General features: G+C 52.7%; 19 protein-coding genes. 4 read left to right on the top strand and 15 right to left on the bottom strand.

The window, feature by feature from the left end; translation table 11 throughout:
- The 4 genes from KQJ18_RS14335 to KQJ18_RS14350 form a co-directional block, all read left to right on the top strand.
- On the top strand, window positions 1-542 hold a 542-nt coding region (locus tag KQJ18_RS14335; RefSeq protein WP_216422171.1), incomplete at its 5' end, for a glutathione binding-like protein.
- 54 nt (window positions 543-596) lie between these two features.
- A complete protein-coding gene (gene folX / locus KQJ18_RS14340) occupies window positions 597-959 on the top strand; it encodes a dihydroneopterin triphosphate 2'-epimerase (RefSeq protein ID WP_038642324.1) in 363 nt (120 codons plus the stop codon).
- A 19-nt stretch (window positions 960-978) separates the two neighbouring features.
- Window positions 979-1,872 carry a TIGR01777 family oxidoreductase gene (locus KQJ18_RS14345; RefSeq protein ID WP_069323378.1) on the top strand — a complete coding sequence of 298 codons (894 nt, stop codon included), beginning with the start codon at window positions 979-981 and terminating at the stop codon, window positions 1,870-1,872.
- Between the two features lie 71 nt (window positions 1,873-1,943).
- The gene (locus KQJ18_RS14350; protein ID WP_160955513.1) at window positions 1,944-2,459 is read left to right on the top strand and encodes a GNAT family N-acetyltransferase; all 516 of its coding nucleotides are present in this window, start codon (window positions 1,944-1,946) and stop codon (window positions 2,457-2,459) included.
- 33 nt (window positions 2,460-2,492) lie between these two features.
- Here KQJ18_RS14350 and hisP read toward each other — a convergent pair whose 3' ends face one another.
- The 15 genes from hisP to KQJ18_RS14425 all read right to left on the bottom strand — a co-directional run.
- Complete coding sequence (hisP, locus tag KQJ18_RS14355; RefSeq protein WP_038642330.1) at window positions 2,493-3,266, bottom strand: histidine ABC transporter ATP-binding protein HisP; 774 nt, start codon at window positions 3,264-3,266, stop codon at window positions 2,493-2,495.
- A gap of 13 nt (window positions 3,267-3,279) precedes the next feature.
- Window positions 3,280-3,987, bottom strand: coding sequence for a histidine ABC transporter permease HisM (gene hisM, locus KQJ18_RS14360; RefSeq protein WP_038642332.1), 708 nt, complete (start codon window positions 3,985-3,987; stop codon window positions 3,280-3,282).
- Window positions 3,984-4,670, bottom strand: coding sequence for a histidine ABC transporter permease HisQ (locus tag KQJ18_RS14365; protein ID WP_038642334.1), 687 nt, complete (start codon window positions 4,668-4,670; stop codon window positions 3,984-3,986). Before KQJ18_RS14365 ends, hisM begins: the two co-directional genes overlap by 4 nt.
- Window positions 4,671-4,856: 186 nt before the next feature.
- Window positions 4,857-5,639 carry a histidine ABC transporter substrate-binding protein HisJ gene (gene hisJ, locus KQJ18_RS14370; protein ID WP_003028120.1) on the bottom strand — a complete coding sequence of 261 codons (783 nt, stop codon included), beginning with the start codon at window positions 5,637-5,639 and terminating at the stop codon, window positions 4,857-4,859.
- A 247-nt stretch (window positions 5,640-5,886) separates the two neighbouring features.
- On the bottom strand, window positions 5,887-6,669 hold the full coding sequence (gene argT / locus KQJ18_RS14375; RefSeq protein ID WP_006683634.1) for a lysine/arginine/ornithine ABC transporter substrate-binding protein ArgT: 783 nt from the start codon (window positions 6,667-6,669) through the stop codon (window positions 5,887-5,889).
- 285 nt (window positions 6,670-6,954) lie between these two features.
- Window positions 6,955-7,524 carry a UbiX family flavin prenyltransferase gene (locus KQJ18_RS14380; protein WP_038642336.1) on the bottom strand — a complete coding sequence of 190 codons (570 nt, stop codon included), beginning with the start codon at window positions 7,522-7,524 and terminating at the stop codon, window positions 6,955-6,957.
- Window positions 7,525-7,621: 97 nt separating this feature from the next.
- Window positions 7,622-9,139, bottom strand: coding sequence for an amidophosphoribosyltransferase (purF, locus tag KQJ18_RS14385; protein ID WP_005129677.1), 1,518 nt, complete (start codon window positions 9,137-9,139; stop codon window positions 7,622-7,624).
- A gap of 33 nt (window positions 9,140-9,172) precedes the next feature.
- Window positions 9,173-9,661: a colicin V production protein gene (gene cvpA / locus KQJ18_RS14390; RefSeq protein WP_005129678.1), complete on the bottom strand. Its 489-nt coding sequence runs from the start codon at window positions 9,659-9,661 to the stop codon at window positions 9,173-9,175.
- A 203-nt stretch (window positions 9,662-9,864) separates the two neighbouring features.
- Window positions 9,865-10,533 (bottom strand): cell division protein DedD, encoded by a 669-nt coding sequence (gene dedD, locus KQJ18_RS14395; RefSeq protein WP_159121017.1) that lies wholly within the window; start codon window positions 10,531-10,533, stop codon window positions 9,865-9,867.
- Window positions 10,523-11,791, bottom strand: coding sequence for a bifunctional tetrahydrofolate synthase/dihydrofolate synthase (folC, locus tag KQJ18_RS14400; protein WP_085047807.1), 1,269 nt, complete (start codon window positions 11,789-11,791; stop codon window positions 10,523-10,525). The genes dedD and folC overlap by 11 nt, the downstream gene beginning before the upstream one ends.
- A gap of 268 nt (window positions 11,792-12,059) precedes the next feature.
- Window positions 12,060-12,974, bottom strand: coding sequence for an acetyl-CoA carboxylase, carboxyltransferase subunit beta (gene accD, locus KQJ18_RS14405; protein ID WP_038642345.1), 915 nt, complete (start codon window positions 12,972-12,974; stop codon window positions 12,060-12,062).
- Window positions 12,975-13,123: 149 nt separating this feature from the next.
- Complete coding sequence (locus tag KQJ18_RS14410; RefSeq protein WP_003028140.1) at window positions 13,124-13,783, bottom strand: DedA family protein; 660 nt, start codon at window positions 13,781-13,783, stop codon at window positions 13,124-13,126.
- 24 nt (window positions 13,784-13,807) lie between these two features.
- Window positions 13,808-14,620 carry a tRNA pseudouridine(38-40) synthase TruA gene (gene truA, locus KQJ18_RS14415; protein ID WP_085047806.1) on the bottom strand — a complete coding sequence of 271 codons (813 nt, stop codon included), beginning with the start codon at window positions 14,618-14,620 and terminating at the stop codon, window positions 13,808-13,810.
- On the bottom strand, window positions 14,620-15,633 hold the full coding sequence (locus KQJ18_RS14420) for an aspartate-semialdehyde dehydrogenase (RefSeq protein WP_087857354.1): 1,014 nt from the start codon (window positions 15,631-15,633) through the stop codon (window positions 14,620-14,622). The genes truA and KQJ18_RS14420 overlap by 1 nt, the downstream gene beginning before the upstream one ends.
- 67 nt (window positions 15,634-15,700) lie before the next feature.
- A partial coding sequence (locus KQJ18_RS14425; protein ID WP_216422172.1) for a DUF3410 domain-containing protein occupies window positions 15,701-15,901 on the bottom strand: 201 nt, incomplete at its 5' end.

Consider the following 15,901-nt stretch of genomic DNA (forward strand, 5'->3'; position numbering starts at 1 on the left):
ATATCAGCAAAGGTAGCCAGTTTCGTCCTGATTTTCTGCAGATCTCGCCGAACAATAAAATCCCGGCCATTATCGACAATGCGCCGCAGGATGGTGGAAGCCCGATCAGCCTGTTTGAGTCCGGAGAAATTTTACTCTATCTGGCGGAAAAGAGCGGCAAGCTGCTGAGCGGTGAGTTGCGTGAGCGCCACACCACGCTGCAATGGCTGTTCTGGCAGGTCAGCGGCCTGGGCCCCATGCTCGGTCAGAATCACCATTTCAGTCATTACGCCCCGCAGACTATTCCCTACGCCATTGAAAGATACCAGGTTGAAACCCAGCGCCTGTACAACGTGATGAATAAACGTCTGGAAACCTCCCCCTGGCTGGGGGGCGATCACTACAGCATTGCGGACATAGCCTGCTGGCCATGGATTCATGCCCACCAGCGTCAGCGTATCGACCTCGACAATTACCCGGCGGTTAATAACTGGCATGAGCGCATCCGTACGCGGCCCGCTACAGAACGCGCCATGCAGCAAGCGCAGAGTGAGAAGCGGTAACACGGTTCGATTCTCGTGTATCATGAATAGGTTCATACATGGAGGAAACCTGCAATGTCACAACCTGACGCGATTATTCGTATAAAAAACCTTCGTCTGCGCACCTTTATCGGCATCAAAGAAGAGGAGATCCTTAACCGCCAGGATATCGTCATCAACATTGCCATTCATTATCCGGCAGACAAAGCCCGTATCAGCGAAGATATCAACGACGCGCTGAATTATCGCACTATCACCAAAAGCATCATTGCGCACGTGGAGAGTAACCGCTTCTCACTATTAGAAAAATTAACTCAAGATGTGCTCGATATCGCACGCGAACATCACTGGGTCACTTATGCTGAAGTGGAGATCGATAAACTTCACGCATTGCGTTACGCCGACTCAGTATCCATGACGCTGAGCTGGCAGCGCTAAACGTAACCCGGGAGGCGACATGCAGATTCTGATTACCGGCGGTACTGGCCTGATTGGACGTCATCTGATCCCCCGCCTGCTCGAACTGGGGCATCAGATAACCGTAGTGACACGTACCCCTGATAAGGCGCGTCAGATTCTCGACTCTCGGGTCACGTTATGGAAGGGGCTGGCAGAGCAGCAAAATCTCGATGGCATTGATGCCGTGATTAACCTTGCCGGAGAGCCTATTGCAGATAAGCGCTGGAGCGCTGAGCAAAAGGAGCGCCTGTGTCAGAGTCGTTGGGGCATCACGCAGAAACTGGTCGATTTAATCAACGCCAGCGAGACGCCGCCCGCGGTGTTAATATCCGGTTCCGCTACCGGTTACTACGGCGATCTGGGCGAAGTTGTCGTCACGGAAGAAGAGCCGCCGCATAACGAATTTACCCATAAGCTGTGCGCCCGCTGGGAGCAAATTGCCAGCACAGCGCAAAGTGACAAAACCCGCGTGTGTATGTTGCGTACCGGCGTGGTATTGGCCTCTGCTGGCGGGATTCTGGGGAAAATGGTCCCGCCATTCCGTCTTGGTTTAGGCGGCCCGATTGGTAACGGACGCCAGTATCTGGCCTGGATCCATATTGATGATATGGTCAACGGTATTATCTGGCTGCTGGATAACGATCTGCGTGGCCCCTTCAATATGGTTTCACCGTACCCGGTACACAATGAGCAGTTTGCCCACGCACTGGGTCATGCATTAAACCGCCCAGCCATTCTGCGCGTTCCCGCTGGCGTAATACGTCTACTGATGGGCGAGTCTTCCGTGCTGGTTCTCGGCGGACAGCGGGCGTTACCCAAACGCCTGGAAGCGTCCGGTTTTGCGTTTCGTTGGTACGATTTAGAAGAGGCGCTAGCGGATGTTATCCGATAGTTGCTAAGCGCTATTCACATTCGCCGTTGCGATGGTAAGGTTATAGATCTGACTTCCGCAATGGCGACGTTATGGCAAAAATATCGACTCCCCGTCTTACCCTCTCTTTGTTTCAATTTTCTGACTGGTCATTTTTCCAGAGACTGCGTGAAAGCCCTGAAGTCATGCGCTATATGGGCGACATCGCCCCAGCAAAGGATACGCGTCTGTTATTCGCCAGACGCCTTGCCGCACAGCACACATTTGTTATTCGCGAGCATAACAACCCGACGCCGCTCGGCGATATTGGTCTGCAAATCAGTCATCTTTATCCGCATGAGGCCGACCTCGGTTACGCCCTCATGCCGCATGCGCAGGGGAAAGGTATTGCCAGCGAAGCCGTGCGCGCGGTGTGTCAGTATGCCCTGGAGCAGGCTGGCGTCACGGCGATAAATGCTTACGTGCTGGCAGAGAATAAGGGGTCGATACGTGTTCTGGAAAAGACGGGCTTTGTACGAACGCAGGTGCTGGAAAAAGCGTATGAAATTAATGGGGTAGCGCACGACGACTGGGTTTATCGCCTGGAGTCCGATGCGTTAAAGCGGTAGGCCCGGAAAGCATAGCGCCTCCGGGCAACTGAATTACTTCAGCGATCCTTTGAGGAACTGCTGTAAGCGTGGGCTTTGCGGGTTGCCGAATACCTGCTCCGGGTCGCCCTCTTCTTCAATTTTCCCCTGATGCAGAAAGATCACATGCGTGGAGACATTTCGGGCAAACCCCATTTCATGGGTCACGACCACCATGGTTTTCCCTTCTTCGGCCAGTTGCTGCATAATGCGCAGCACTTCGCCGACCAGCTCTGGGTCAAGCGCCGAGGTGGGTTCATCAAACAGCAACACCTCCGGTTCCATCGCCAGCGCTCGCGCAATAGAAACGCGCTGCTGCTGACCACCAGACAAATGCACCGGATATTTACCCTGCGCTCGCTCATCAATGCCCACTTTAGCCAGATACTTCACCGCGCGTGCGCGGGCTTCCTGCTTGCTCAATCCTAATACCTGAATCGGCGCTTCCATGACGTTTTCCAGCACCGTCATGTGGCTCCACAGATTAAAGTGCTGAAAGACCATGGTTAGTCTTGTGCGCAGCAAACGCAGTTGATTTTTGTCCGCAACCTTGAGCTGGCCGTCTTTGTCACGCACCAGTCCAATGTTCTGCCCACTGACGACAATAGAACCAGCGCTCGGTTTTTCAAGAAAGTTAATGCAGCGCAGAAAGGTACTTTTACCGGAACCTGACGAACCGATAATACTGATAACATCACCCGCATTAGCTTGCAGCGATACCCCTTTCAGCACTTCATGTTCGCCGTAGTGCTTATGTAAATCGATAACGTTTAATTTATTCTCAGACATCGTGTTACTCGAATTATTTAGAGGATACATGCTGCAACCAGCGTTTTTCCGCTTTACGGAACAGACTGATCAGGACATACGAAATAATCAAATACAGCACCGCGGCAATACCGAAAGCGGTAAACGGTTGATACGTTGCCGAGTTGATATCGCGGGCGATTTTCAACAAATCAGGCACCGTGGCGGTAAACGCCAGCGCCGTGGAGTGCAGCATTAAAATCACTTCATTGCTGTATGCCGGCAGCGCAATACGCAGCGCGGAAGGCAAAATTATGCAGCGATACAGTTTGAATGACGAGAAACCGTAAGCGCGCGCGGCTTCAATCTCACCGTGTGGCACAGAACGAATCGCCCCGGCGAAAATCTCCGTCGTATAGGCGCAGGTATTCAGCGTCAACGCCAGTACGGTGCAATTCAATCCGCTGCGGAAAAACGCGTTGAGGAAGTCCGTTCCTTTGACTATCTCCAGCGTATACATCCCGGAATAAAACACCAGCAGCTGTACATACAGCGGCGTGCCACGAAAAACATAGGTAAATAACCAGATCGGGAACTGGATAAATTTATTGCTGGAAACGCGACCAATCGCCAAAAACAGCGCCAGTATGCCGCCCATCACCACCGACGAGATCAACAACCACAAAGTAATTGCCACACCGGTAAAGCGGTAACCGTCCGTCCACAGCAGGGATTTCCAGTACTCCTGAATTATCTCAATCACAGGTCAGCCCTCTTCACACCCACGGAGTAACGGCGCTCAAGGTACAGCAGCACACCATTAGAAACTGTGGTAAACACCAGATAGATGACCCCGCACACCACGGCAAAATAGAACGGCTCCCAGGTGCTCTTCCCGGCAAGCTGAGTGGCTTTCACCACATCTTCCAGACCGAGCAGCGATACCAACGCCGTGGCTTTGAGAATAACCTGCCAGTTATTACCAATTCCCGGTAAGGCATAGCGCATCATCGCCGGGAACATAATGCGGCGAAATATTTGTGAACTGGTAAAGCCGAATGCCGTCGCGGCTTCAATATGGCCTTTGGGCACAGCCATAAACGCGCCGCGGAACGTTTCGGTAAAGTAAGCCCCGTAGATAAATCCGAGCGTAATTATCCCTGCTACCATCGGATCGATATCAATCTGGCTGACCCCCATTGCATCGGTAATGGTATTCAGCGCGATTTGTAATCCATAGAAGATGAGCAACATTAAGACCAGATCGGGCACGCCGCGGATAAGCGTGGTGTACGCTTCGAAAATAAGCCCCAACGCCCGGCTTTGCGACAGTTTTGCTGCCGCGCCGACAAGGCCTATCAGAACCGCCAGCACCACTGAGCTGAGAGCCAGCTCAAGCGTAACAATTGCGCCCTGTAAAATAACACCTGAAAAGCCATACAACATGCTGCCTGTCCTGTCGTGTGTGGTGGAGTAATAAGCCTCTTTTGATTTCAGACTCACCGTTAAATGCCGGATGGCGGCGTTGCCTTATCCGGCCTACAAAATCAACGTAGGCCGGATGAGCGCAGCGCCATCAGGCATAAATTCAACGCGTCAAAAATCTACGGGCTTTATCAGCACCTGCGGTGATTAACCGCCATAAACATCAAAATCGAAGTACTTTTTAGCCAGCTTCTCGTAAGTGCCGTCAGCGCGCATCTCCGCAAAGGCTTTATTCAGTGCTTCGCGCAGCTCGTTATCATCTTTACGCAGCCCCATACCGGTACCCACGCCAAACAATTTCTCGTCTTTCACAGACGGGCCGCCGAATTTGTAATCCTTACCAACTGGCTGTTTCAGGAAGCCTTCGCTGGCAGCGACTTCGTCCTGGAATGCGGCGTCAATACGCCCGGCAGTCAGGTCAGAATAGATGTTGTCTTGTCCCTGATAGGAGACAATTTCAATACCTTTTGGCGCCCAGTGTTCGTTGCCGAACGTTTCCTGAGTGGTGCCCTGCAGCACGCCGACACGTTTGCCTTTCAGCGACTCAATGGTCGGCTGAATAGCAGAATCCTTAGCGACAACCAGACGCGAGTCGGCTGCATAAAGTTTGTCGGTAAACGCGATTTCTTGCTGACGTTTTTCAGTAATGGAAAGCGAAGACATAATCGCATCGATTTTCTTCGCTTTTAGCGAAGGGATCAGCGCGTCCAGCGGGTTTTCCACGAAGGTACATTGTGTATTAATACGTTTGCATAGCTCTTTAGCCAGATCGATATCAAAACCGACTAATTCACCCTGCGCATTTTTCGATTCGAACGGCGCATAAGTAGGATCGGTGCCGATACGAATTTTTTGCGGAATGGCTGCAAATGCTGCGGTAGCACTGGAGAAAGCCAGGACCAGAGAAAGAGACAACACCAGTTTTTTCATAACTATCCTCAACAGACTGTCTTTTATAGGGGATCTTTACAGGACCAGGTGCAGTTATCGTGCCATTAATCAGGCCGACAAGGCAAAGCATTCTACCTTGTCGGCGGTATTTATTTGCATGAAAAGCGCTTAAGTATGCACTCATGCTTATTAAGTCAGCGATAAAGGCACCAAAACAGTGCACTGAATTTATGATGCACCATAATGGTTACCCGCCATGGTGCGGCCAACTCCCCACGTCGATGAATTAATCGCCGTAGACATTAAAGTTAAAATACTTACTCGCCATCTTGTCGTAGGTGCCGTCTTTGCGCAGTTCGCCCAGCGCTTTATCGAAAGCCGCTTTCAGCTCCGCATCATCTTTGCGCAAGCCAATCCCGGTTCCGTCGCCAAAGTATTTTTTATCTTTAACTGAAGGACCGGCAAAAGCGTAGTCTTTGCCTGCCGGCTGTTTAAGGAAACCTTCACTGGCCGCGACTTCATCCTGCAATGCCGCATCCAGACGGCCCGCCGTCAGGTCAGAATAGATCAGGTCCTGGTTCGCATAGGCCACCACATCCACACCTTTGCTGCGCCAGTTATCATTGGCATAGGCTTCCTGAGTTGAGCCTTGTAGTACGCCTACGTGTTTACCTTTGAGGGAGTCCAGAGTCGGTTGAATCGGGGAACCTTTCGCGGCGATCAAACGAGAATCTGCGGCGTAAAGTTTGTCTGAGAAGGCAATCTCTTGCTGGCGCTTCTCGGTGATAGAAAGCGAGGAGATAATGGCATCAATTTTTTTCGCTTTCAGCGACGGGATCAGCGCATCAAAGTCGCTGGCAACCCAGGTACATTTGATCTGCATGCGTTTACACATCTCATTTCCTAAATCGATATCAAAGCCGACAAAGTCGCCCTTGGCATCTTTAGAGGAAAAAGGCGCGTAGGTGGTATCTGTACCAATACGAACTGTCTGCGGAAGTGCTGCGTAACTGGCCGCGGTTGCGGAAAGTCCTACCAGCAAAGACAAAGCAAGAACCGTCTTCTTCATACATAACCCTCAAGTGGCGTAATTTTATTATGTTTTACGTTGTGTTGTGTTTGCAGACTTTTTCATGCAGGTCTTATGCCATTTTCGCGTCGTTGAGGATATTCGACGTTAAATATGTTAATAAAACGTTGCAATATTGTCCTGATTTTGAAGATAGCAGGTCTGACGGTTGAAACGCAGCGTTTCGTTGAGTTTTGACGAATTAAATGTTGAGGATATGATCGCGGTTACAAAATTGCCCTGAAACAGGGCAACGGATGTTTCTTTGCACGCTGATGGAACGGCTTACGCCCCTTGCCAGCGGGTGAAGAGGTCCTGAGGAAGAGAAATATCAAACTGGTCAAGGACACGATTAACCGTTTGATTAATCACATCATCTAACGTTTGCGGGCGATGATAAAACGCCGGGACAGGCGGCATAATCACCGCTCCAATTTCTGCCGCCTGCGTCATCAGCCGCAAATGCCCCAGATGCAATGGCGTTTCGCGCACGCACAGCACCAGCGGGCGACGTTCTTTCAATACCACGTCAGCCGCACGGGTGAGCAGCCCATCGGTATAGCTATGCACGATGCCAGAAAGGGTTTTAATTGAACAGGGCAGGATAACCATCCCGGCGGTCTGAAAAGAGCCAGACGAAATGCTGGCGGCGATATCGCGCGTATCGTGAGTCACATTCGCCAGAGCCTGCACGTCGCGCACAGAGAGATCCGTTTCCAGCGCCAGCGTCTGCCGGGCAGCGGCGCTCATCACCAGATGGGTTTCCACATCAGTAACGTCACGCAAAACCTGCAGCAGGCGCACGCCGTAAATCGCTCCACTTGCGCCAGAAATACCAATGATGAGTCGTTTCATGTTTAATCGCCCTTGCTTGCTTCAGGGCCGACTTTGCAGGAATTTACGGGGAGTTGCAAGCAAGGGTGCGGGTTGCGCCCTTGCTTGCGAGCAAACATTAACCTTCGTTGTGCATCTCAAGGTTTTCCGCTTCATTCTGACGCAATATCGCTTTGGCATCGTCATTACGCAGGGAGTCAAGGAAATCGAGATACTGCTGGTCAACGTCTTTGGTGACATAGACGCCATTAAACACTGAACATTCAAACTGCTGAATATCCGGGTTCTCAGCGCGGACCGCTTCAATCAGATCGTTGAGATCCTGGAAGATAAGCCCGTCTGCGCCGATTATCTGGCGGATCTCGTCCACTTCGCGACCGTGGGCAATCAGCTCCGTCGCCGTCGGCATATCGATACCATAAACGTTCGGGAAGCGGATTTCCGGTGCGGCAGAGGCCAGATACACTTTCTTCGCTCCGGCTTCACGCGCCATCTCGATAATCTGTTCTGAGGTGGTGCCACGTACGATAGAGTCATCCACCAGCAGCACGTTCTTATCACGGAACTCCGCACGGTTGGCATTCAGTTTACGGCGCACGGATTTACGACGCAGCTGCTGGCCCGGCATGATAAAGGTACGCCCTACGTAGCGGTTTTTCACAAACCCCTGACGGTACGGCTTGCCGAGAATACGGGCGATTTCCAGCGCGATATCACAGGAGGTTTCCGGAATCGGGATCACCACGTCGATATCCAGATCTTCCCACTCGCGGGCAATTTTTTCGCCGAGCTTAGTTCCCATATTCACACGCGCGCTGTAGACGGAAATCTTGTCGATAAAGGAGTCAGGACGCGCAAAGTAAACGTATTCGAACAGGCACGGATTGCTGACCGGGTTATCGGCGCACTGGCGGGTAAACAGCTGGCCTTTTTCGGTGATGTATACCGCTTCGCCAGGCGCAACGTCGCGCAGGAATTCAAAGCCCAGCGTATCCAGCGCCACGCTCTCGGAGGCGACCATATACTCGGTGCGACCATCACCGATATCACGTTTCCCCAGCACCAGCGGACGAATGCCGTTAGGATCGCGGAAGGCGACCATGCCGTGACCGATAATCATCGCCACGCAGGCATAGGCCCCGCGGATCTGGCGGTTAGTTGCCGCAATAGCAGCAAAAATATTGTCTGCTTCCAGCGGGTAATGGCGGAAGTTATCCAGCTCGCTGGCGAAAATATTCAGCAGGATTTCAGAATCTGAAGTGGTATTGATGTGGCGGCGCTTTTCTTCAAACAGCTTTTTCCGCAGCTCATGCGCATTGGTCAGGTTGCCATTGTGGGCAAGCGTGATGCCATACGGTGAGTTGACGTAAAAAGGTTGAGCTTCGGAGGCGCTGGAGCTGCCAGCCGTTGGGTAACGCACATGACCGATGCCCATATTGCCCTGCAAACGCTGCATATGGCGCGCTTCAAAAATATCGCTCACCATTCCGTTTGCTTTACGCAAGCGGAAGCAGTTGTTGGCATCAATAGTGATGATGCCCGCAGCATCCTGACCACGATGCTGGAGCACCGTTAACGCGTCATAAATCGACTGGTTTACCGGCATAACACCGGCGATACCGACAATACCGCACATACGTCTTTTCCTCGTTCAGCAACGACCCAAAGTTTATACTTTGGGCAAGAAACTTGACGAGCTTTGCAGATAGTCAAAGAACCATCTGATGATGAAACTGAACTGCGGGATCAGCTGCGACTTACTCCAGTCTTCACTTTTCGACAGACCGGTAAACGTATCGAGAAAGAACAGTATGGCGGCGACGATCAGCGCTCCTCGCAGAGCACCGAAGCAAATCCCCAACACCCTGTCGGTACCCGACAGACCTGTTTTCTCTACCAGTTGGCCTATCACAAAGTTAACGATAGCGCCGACGATAAGTGTCGCGATAAACAGTATCGCGATAGCAATCCCATTTCGAACCAGTTCGTCTTCAAAGCCCGTAAACCAGACAGACAGGTAAGTGTAGTAATGGCTGGCGACAAAGAAAGCACAACCCCAAGTCACCAACGATAATGCTTCACGAACAAAGCCACGGATCAGGCTAACCAGACAGGAAAAACCAATCACCGCGATAATGGCGTAATCAATCCAGACCATAAGTGTCCCACGATTTTACGCCCTGTCGTCCTGTTCGGGGCGCATTCTAACAGAAAAAGAAAACGTTTGCGTAGGGATTTCCTTTCCACGCGTAAATAAAAATGGCGCTGAAAAAATCTTCAACGCCATACGGTTTTATGCCTCTTCGGGCACTGGCCGGAGACGGTGAAAACACCGTATCCGGCCTGCATGAAACATGCCCCTTAATTAGGGGTATATCCCATCACAACCCCACTCAGACCGGAGATCTTCTGTAGCTCGCCCAGCGAATTCTTCAGCTTATCTCTGGAGGCGTCAGGGCCGACGAGAATGCGGGTTATTTTACCCTGTACCGGCGTTGACGGGGAAGTATATACCCGGAAGCCCGCGCCACGAAGTTTACCCACGATCTCATTGACCTTATCCGCATTTTTCAGCGCGCCGAGCTGCACAACATACGCTTTGCCGGTCGGGGCTGGCGCTTCTTCAGCGACCGGTTTCGGCGCTGGAGCTGGCGCAGGCGCTGGCGCCGGTGTGGCGACAACGGGTTGCGGCTTCGGTTTAGGTTTCGGCGGTTCAACAGGTACGGGGACAGGATCTAACTCCGCACTACTTGCCGTTGTCATACGCGACGGATCCAACGATGGCGCGGCGGCATCGCCCGCGCGCACCTCTTCTGCCGCCCCTTCAGGCGGTTGCGTTGGCAGCGCCTGCGTTGCCGCAGGCATCATGTCCGGCTCGTCGCGATCGCCCGGTTTGGGCACCAGAGGGATCGCAGCAAACTCATCCTGATAATGTTTTTTTTGCCCGTCAAGCAGCCCGGGGAGCACAATCACCCCAAGCGCGACCAGCACAATTGTGCCAACTAATCGATTCTGAAACTTACTCGCCACCGCTTCTCCCCACATCTATCACTTCCATGACATGTGCGACAGTGTGAAACGATCCACACACCAACACGGTATCTTCTGGCTTCGCCTCGGCCAGTGCCGCAGACCATGCCTGCGCCACGCTGTCATAGGCTTCACCTTTGCCCAGATGTTCTAACAGCTGTTCTGCCGTTGCGCCACGCGGCCCTTCCAGTGGCGCGCAGTACCAGGCATCGACCACGCTTTTTAACCAGGCCAACGTACCGGCAATATCTTTATCATGTAGCATACCGATAACTGCAAGTACACGCCCGCTTTTCACTAACTTTTTCAGACGTCCGGTCAGATATTCCGCCGCGTGTGGGTTATGGGCAACATCAAAAATCACCCGCGGCGACTCGCTCACAATCTGGAAGCGCCCCGGTAAAATCGCCTGTTTGATTCCGTCACGAATTGCCTGCTCACTGACGTCAAGACCACTGGCACGCAGCGCAGCCAGTGCGGTCGCGGCGTTCGGTTGTGGAACCTGTGGCAATGGCAGATGCGCCAACGTGCCGTGAGTGTCCGTAAAGGACCAGTCGTTATCCGTTACCGTATAGCGCCAGTCCACACCACAGCGTTGCAAAATCGCCCCGCACTCTTGCGCCACATCCGCAATAGTGTATGGCATTTCAGGTTCACCAACGATGGCCGGTTTCTCTGCGCGGAAAATCCCCGCTTTCTCACGACCAATGCTCTCGCGATCCGGGCCCAGCCAGTCGGTATGATCAAGCGCAATACTGGTGACGACCGCAACATCGGCATCGACGATATTCGTCGCGTCAAGGCGACCGCCTAACCCCACTTCCAGAATGACTACGTCCAACTGAGCCTGTTTAAACAACCAGAGCGCCGATAGCGTACCGTATTCAAAATAGGTCAATGAAATATCGCCACGTGCGTCTTCAATCTCAGCAAACGAGGCAGTATGCGCGGATTCCGGCAGTTCCCCCCCCTGCACGCGCACGCGTTCCGTGTAACGCACCAGATGCGGCGAACTGTATACTCCGACTTTATAACCTGCTGCGGTCAGCACCGATTCCAGCGTACGGCAGGTCGTGCCTTTTCCGTTGGTGCCCGCCACCGTAAAGACAAATGGCGCGGGTTTCAACACGCCCAATTTACGCGCCACCTGACTGACGCGTTCGAGGCCCAGATCGATGGTTTTACTGTGCAGGTTTTCCAGATAAGAAAGCCACGACGCCAGAGGCGACGCGGCTTGAGGAATACGTTTATTGTCCATGATGCCTGTAGATTCTTTACGTTGAGAAAAGCAAAAGGCAGCGCCAACTGGCCCTGCCCTTTTGTACTCGTCGTCTTTCAAGCTGCAGGCTTGTTGGCTGCGGATTACTCGGCCCATCCCTGGGCCTCCCCCTTCGGGGCCGCCGCATGCGGCGTTCAAATCTGCTCCCGGCAGATTTGTCGTTCACCCGAATCACTTGCCTGTGCAAGCTCATCGGGATGAACTCTCTTGACGCCTACCTGCAACTCGAAATCCATAGAGTATATTATCAGGACTCTGATTCCTGATCGGGTACCGGAGGTACCACTTCGCCTTCACGCGGCTCATCCGGATTCGGCGCCGGAAGATTCATCAGCTTCGCCAGAATGCTTGCCAGTTTCAGGCGCATTTCCGGACGGCGGACGATCATATCGATAGCGCCTTTTTCAATCAGGAACTCGCTGCGCTGGAATCCCGGCGGCAGTTTCTCACGTACGGTTTGCTCAATAACACGCGGACCCGCAAAGCCAATCAGCGCTTTCGGTTCGGCAATGTTGAGATCGCCCAGCATCGCGAAGCTTGCGGAAACACCGCCCATCGTTGGGTCGGTCAGTACAGAAATGTACGGTAAACCGCGTTCCTGCATTTTCGCCAGCGCAGCAGACGTTTTTGCCATCTGCATCAGAGACATCAGCGCTTCCTGCATACGCGCCCCGCCAGAAGCGGAGAAGCAGATCAGCGGGCAGTTGTCTTCCAGCGCCTGCTCAACGGCACGGACAAAACGCGCGCCAACGACAGACCCCATGGAGCCGCCCATGAATGCGAACTCGAATGCAGCCGCAACGACCGGCATGCCGTGAAGGGTGCCTTTCATCACCACCAGCGCATCTTTCTCGCCGGTTTCTTTCTGTGCTGAGGCCAGTCTGTCTTTGTACTTTTTGGAGTCACGAAACTTCAGCACGTCTTTCGGCTCAAGTTCGCTACCCAGTTCCACAAGAGTACCTTCATCTAACAGGCTATGCAGGCGATTGCGCGCCGACATGCGCATATGATGGTCACACTTCGGACAGACCTCAAGATTACGTTCCAGCTCAGCACGGTATAAAACCTGACCGCAGCTATCACACTTGGTCCACACCCCTTCAGGAATGCTTGCCTTGCGGGTGGGAGTAATGTTGCTTTTAATTCGTTCAATCCAGCTCATTGGTGACCTTTCTGCCTGAACCCTAGTCAGCTTTGTTATAAGGGGCGCATAATGCCATTTTTGCCCCTAACAGACCATGAATGTTGCACATTAAAACATAACAGCCCGAAACTTTGGATAAAAAAGTGGTCGAACCGCTGAGTTACTTTCTATTTTGCAGCCCGTGACGCAGCCCGTTTATGACGAATCACTTCTATCACGCCCGGCAATACGGAAAGGACGATAATCGCCACAATCAATAATTTCAGGTTTTCCTGAACTATTGGCAGATCGCCAAACAGATAGCCTGCATAGGTGAACAGCAATACCCACAGCAGCGCGCCTACAACGTTATACATCGCAAAGTGGCGGTAGGACATGTGTCCCATACCGGCAACAAATGGCGCAAATGTACGCACGATAGGCACGAAACGCGCCAGGATAATCGTTTTCCCGCCATGACGCTCGTAGAACGCATGGGTTTTATCCAGGTAGCTGCGACGAAAAATTTTGGAGTTCGGGTTACTAAAGAGTTTCTCACCGAACAACCGGCCAATCGTGTAGTTCACCGCATCGCCGACAATCGCAGCCACAATCATCAACGCCACCATCAGATGAACATTGAGATCGTTAGTTGGCAGCGCAGAAAGCGCGCCGGCAACAAACAGCAGCGAGTCTCCCGGCAGGAACGGCGTCACTACCAGCCCGGTTTCACAGAACAGGATCAGAAACAGAATCGCGTATACCCAGATACCGTATTCCGCGACCAGCTCCGCCAGGTGCACATCAATGTGCAGAATAAAATCGATAAGAAAGTAAATCAGATCCATAGTTTTGCCTTTATACGACTCAAATTAGTCCGCCAGAAATAGCGGGCCCATTGGCGGTTTTGGCAGGTCGAACCGGTCAGGGTAATCTACCGCGACCAAATACAGTCCTTCCGCTTTCGCCGTTGCCGCTGCCAGCGTTCTGTCCTTCGCCGCTAACAGTTCTGCTATCCAGCTCTCCGGCTGGTTGTTGGCGCCTACTTCCATCAGGCTACCGACAATATTCCTGACCATATGATGTACAAAGGCATTCGCTTTAATATCCACCACCACATATGCGCCAAAACGTTCAACGTTAATGTGCATCACGTTACGCCACGGCGTGCGCGACTGGCACTGCACCGCACGAAACGAGGTAAAATCATTTTCGCCTATCAGACACTGGGCCGCACGATGCATACGTTCAGCATCCAGCGGCTCATAGTAATGGGTTACCCCTTTGCCCAAAACCGCAGGGCGCAACCGATGATTGTAGATGATGTAGCGATAACGGCGAGCCGTGGCGCTGAATCGGGCATGAAAATCATCAGGTACAGCTTTCACCCAGCGCACGGCGATGTCACCAGGTAAATTCGCATTTACGCCCAACGTCCAGGCGGCATCTTTACGCTCAGCGTGCGTTTCAAAATGTACGACCTGGCCTGTGCCATGAACGCCCGCATCCGTGCGCCCCGCACAAAAGACATTGATACGCTCATTCGCGACCTGAGAAAGCGCTTTTTCCAGCTTTTCCTGAACGCTACGCACTTCGTTCTGGCGCTGCCAGCCATAATATTTGCTGCCGTCATACTCAATGCCCAGCGCAATTTTATGGGGTAGCGGCTGTTGCAGGTCCGACATTAGTACAGATACTCCTGCACCAGTTTTTCCGCAATTTTCACCGCCATCAACGCGCCGCCAAAGCGTACGTTGTCTGCCACGGACCAGAACTGAACCTGCTCCGGCATACCGTAATCGTTATGTACACAGCCGATGGAAAGATGTGGGGTACCAGACGCATCGCCAACCTGAGTCGGGAAATCGGTCTCTTCCGACAACACCACGTCTTCAGCGCGAGAAAACGCATCGCGCGCTTCTTCCGCCGCCAACGGACGCAGGGCTTCAAAATTCACCATCTGCGCGTGACCGTAGAATACCGGTGACTGTACGATGCTAGCGGAGATAAGCAGACCGTCATCCTGCATAATTTTGCGCACTTCATCGACGATACGACGTTCTTCGCGCACGCTACCTTCGCGATCTGGCAGCAGCGGCAGCATATTGAATGCCAACTGGCGACCAAAGAAATCGTCTTCGTCAATCGGGATACCATTGAGCAGTTTCGCACTTTGCCCTGCCAACGCATCCACCGCTTTTTTACCGTGCGCGGAGGCCGACAGAATATTGGTCACCGTAATACGTGAAAGACCACCGTCATCAATCAGCGGTTTCAACGCAGACAGCAGTTGACTGGTCAGGCTATTAGGGACTGCAATCACATTGCGGTTGCGATAATCTGCCAACACGAACGGGTTAACGTCCGGAACCACCAGCGGAACGTCAGGCTCAAGTGCGAACAGACCACTGCTGTCGATAACCAGGCAACCGGCATTGGTTGCTTCTTCCACCCATGCAGCGGTGGCCTCAGCGCCCGCAACAAAAAATGCCAGTTGTGCCTGCGTCCAGTCAAAGTCTGCAACATCCTGAACAATGACCGATTTACCGTTAAAACGCAGGTGCTCGCCAGCGCTTTCGTTACGCGCCAGCGCATAAATTTCACCGACCGGGAACTGGCGTTCAGCCAGCGTATCGAGCAGGGCTTCGCCTACGGCGCCCGTTGCGCCCAGAATGGCAATGTTCCAGCCTTCAGACATGGTGATTTACTCCAGAAATACATAAGCGTCCCTGTCGCATTATTCGACAGGGAGCATTAAGAAGACATTAATGTGCCGGGTGATGAACCGCGTTAAAACCCAGCTTACACAGCAAGGCGGCAGCCGTTGCGTCGTCACACATCACGTATAAAGACGACCATTCACGGCGCTCAAGATAATTTTTACGCAGTTTATCAAACTCACCCGGAATTCCAGCGACTTTACGCAGCGGCGCATCATCGCGGCGCACATCATACACTAAATGCGC

Origin of the sequence: Citrobacter sp. S55_ASV_140 (genome assembly GCF_018919505.1) — a bacterium.
GTDB classification, from domain to species: domain Bacteria; phylum Pseudomonadota; class Gammaproteobacteria; order Enterobacterales; family Enterobacteriaceae; genus Citrobacter; species Citrobacter werkmanii.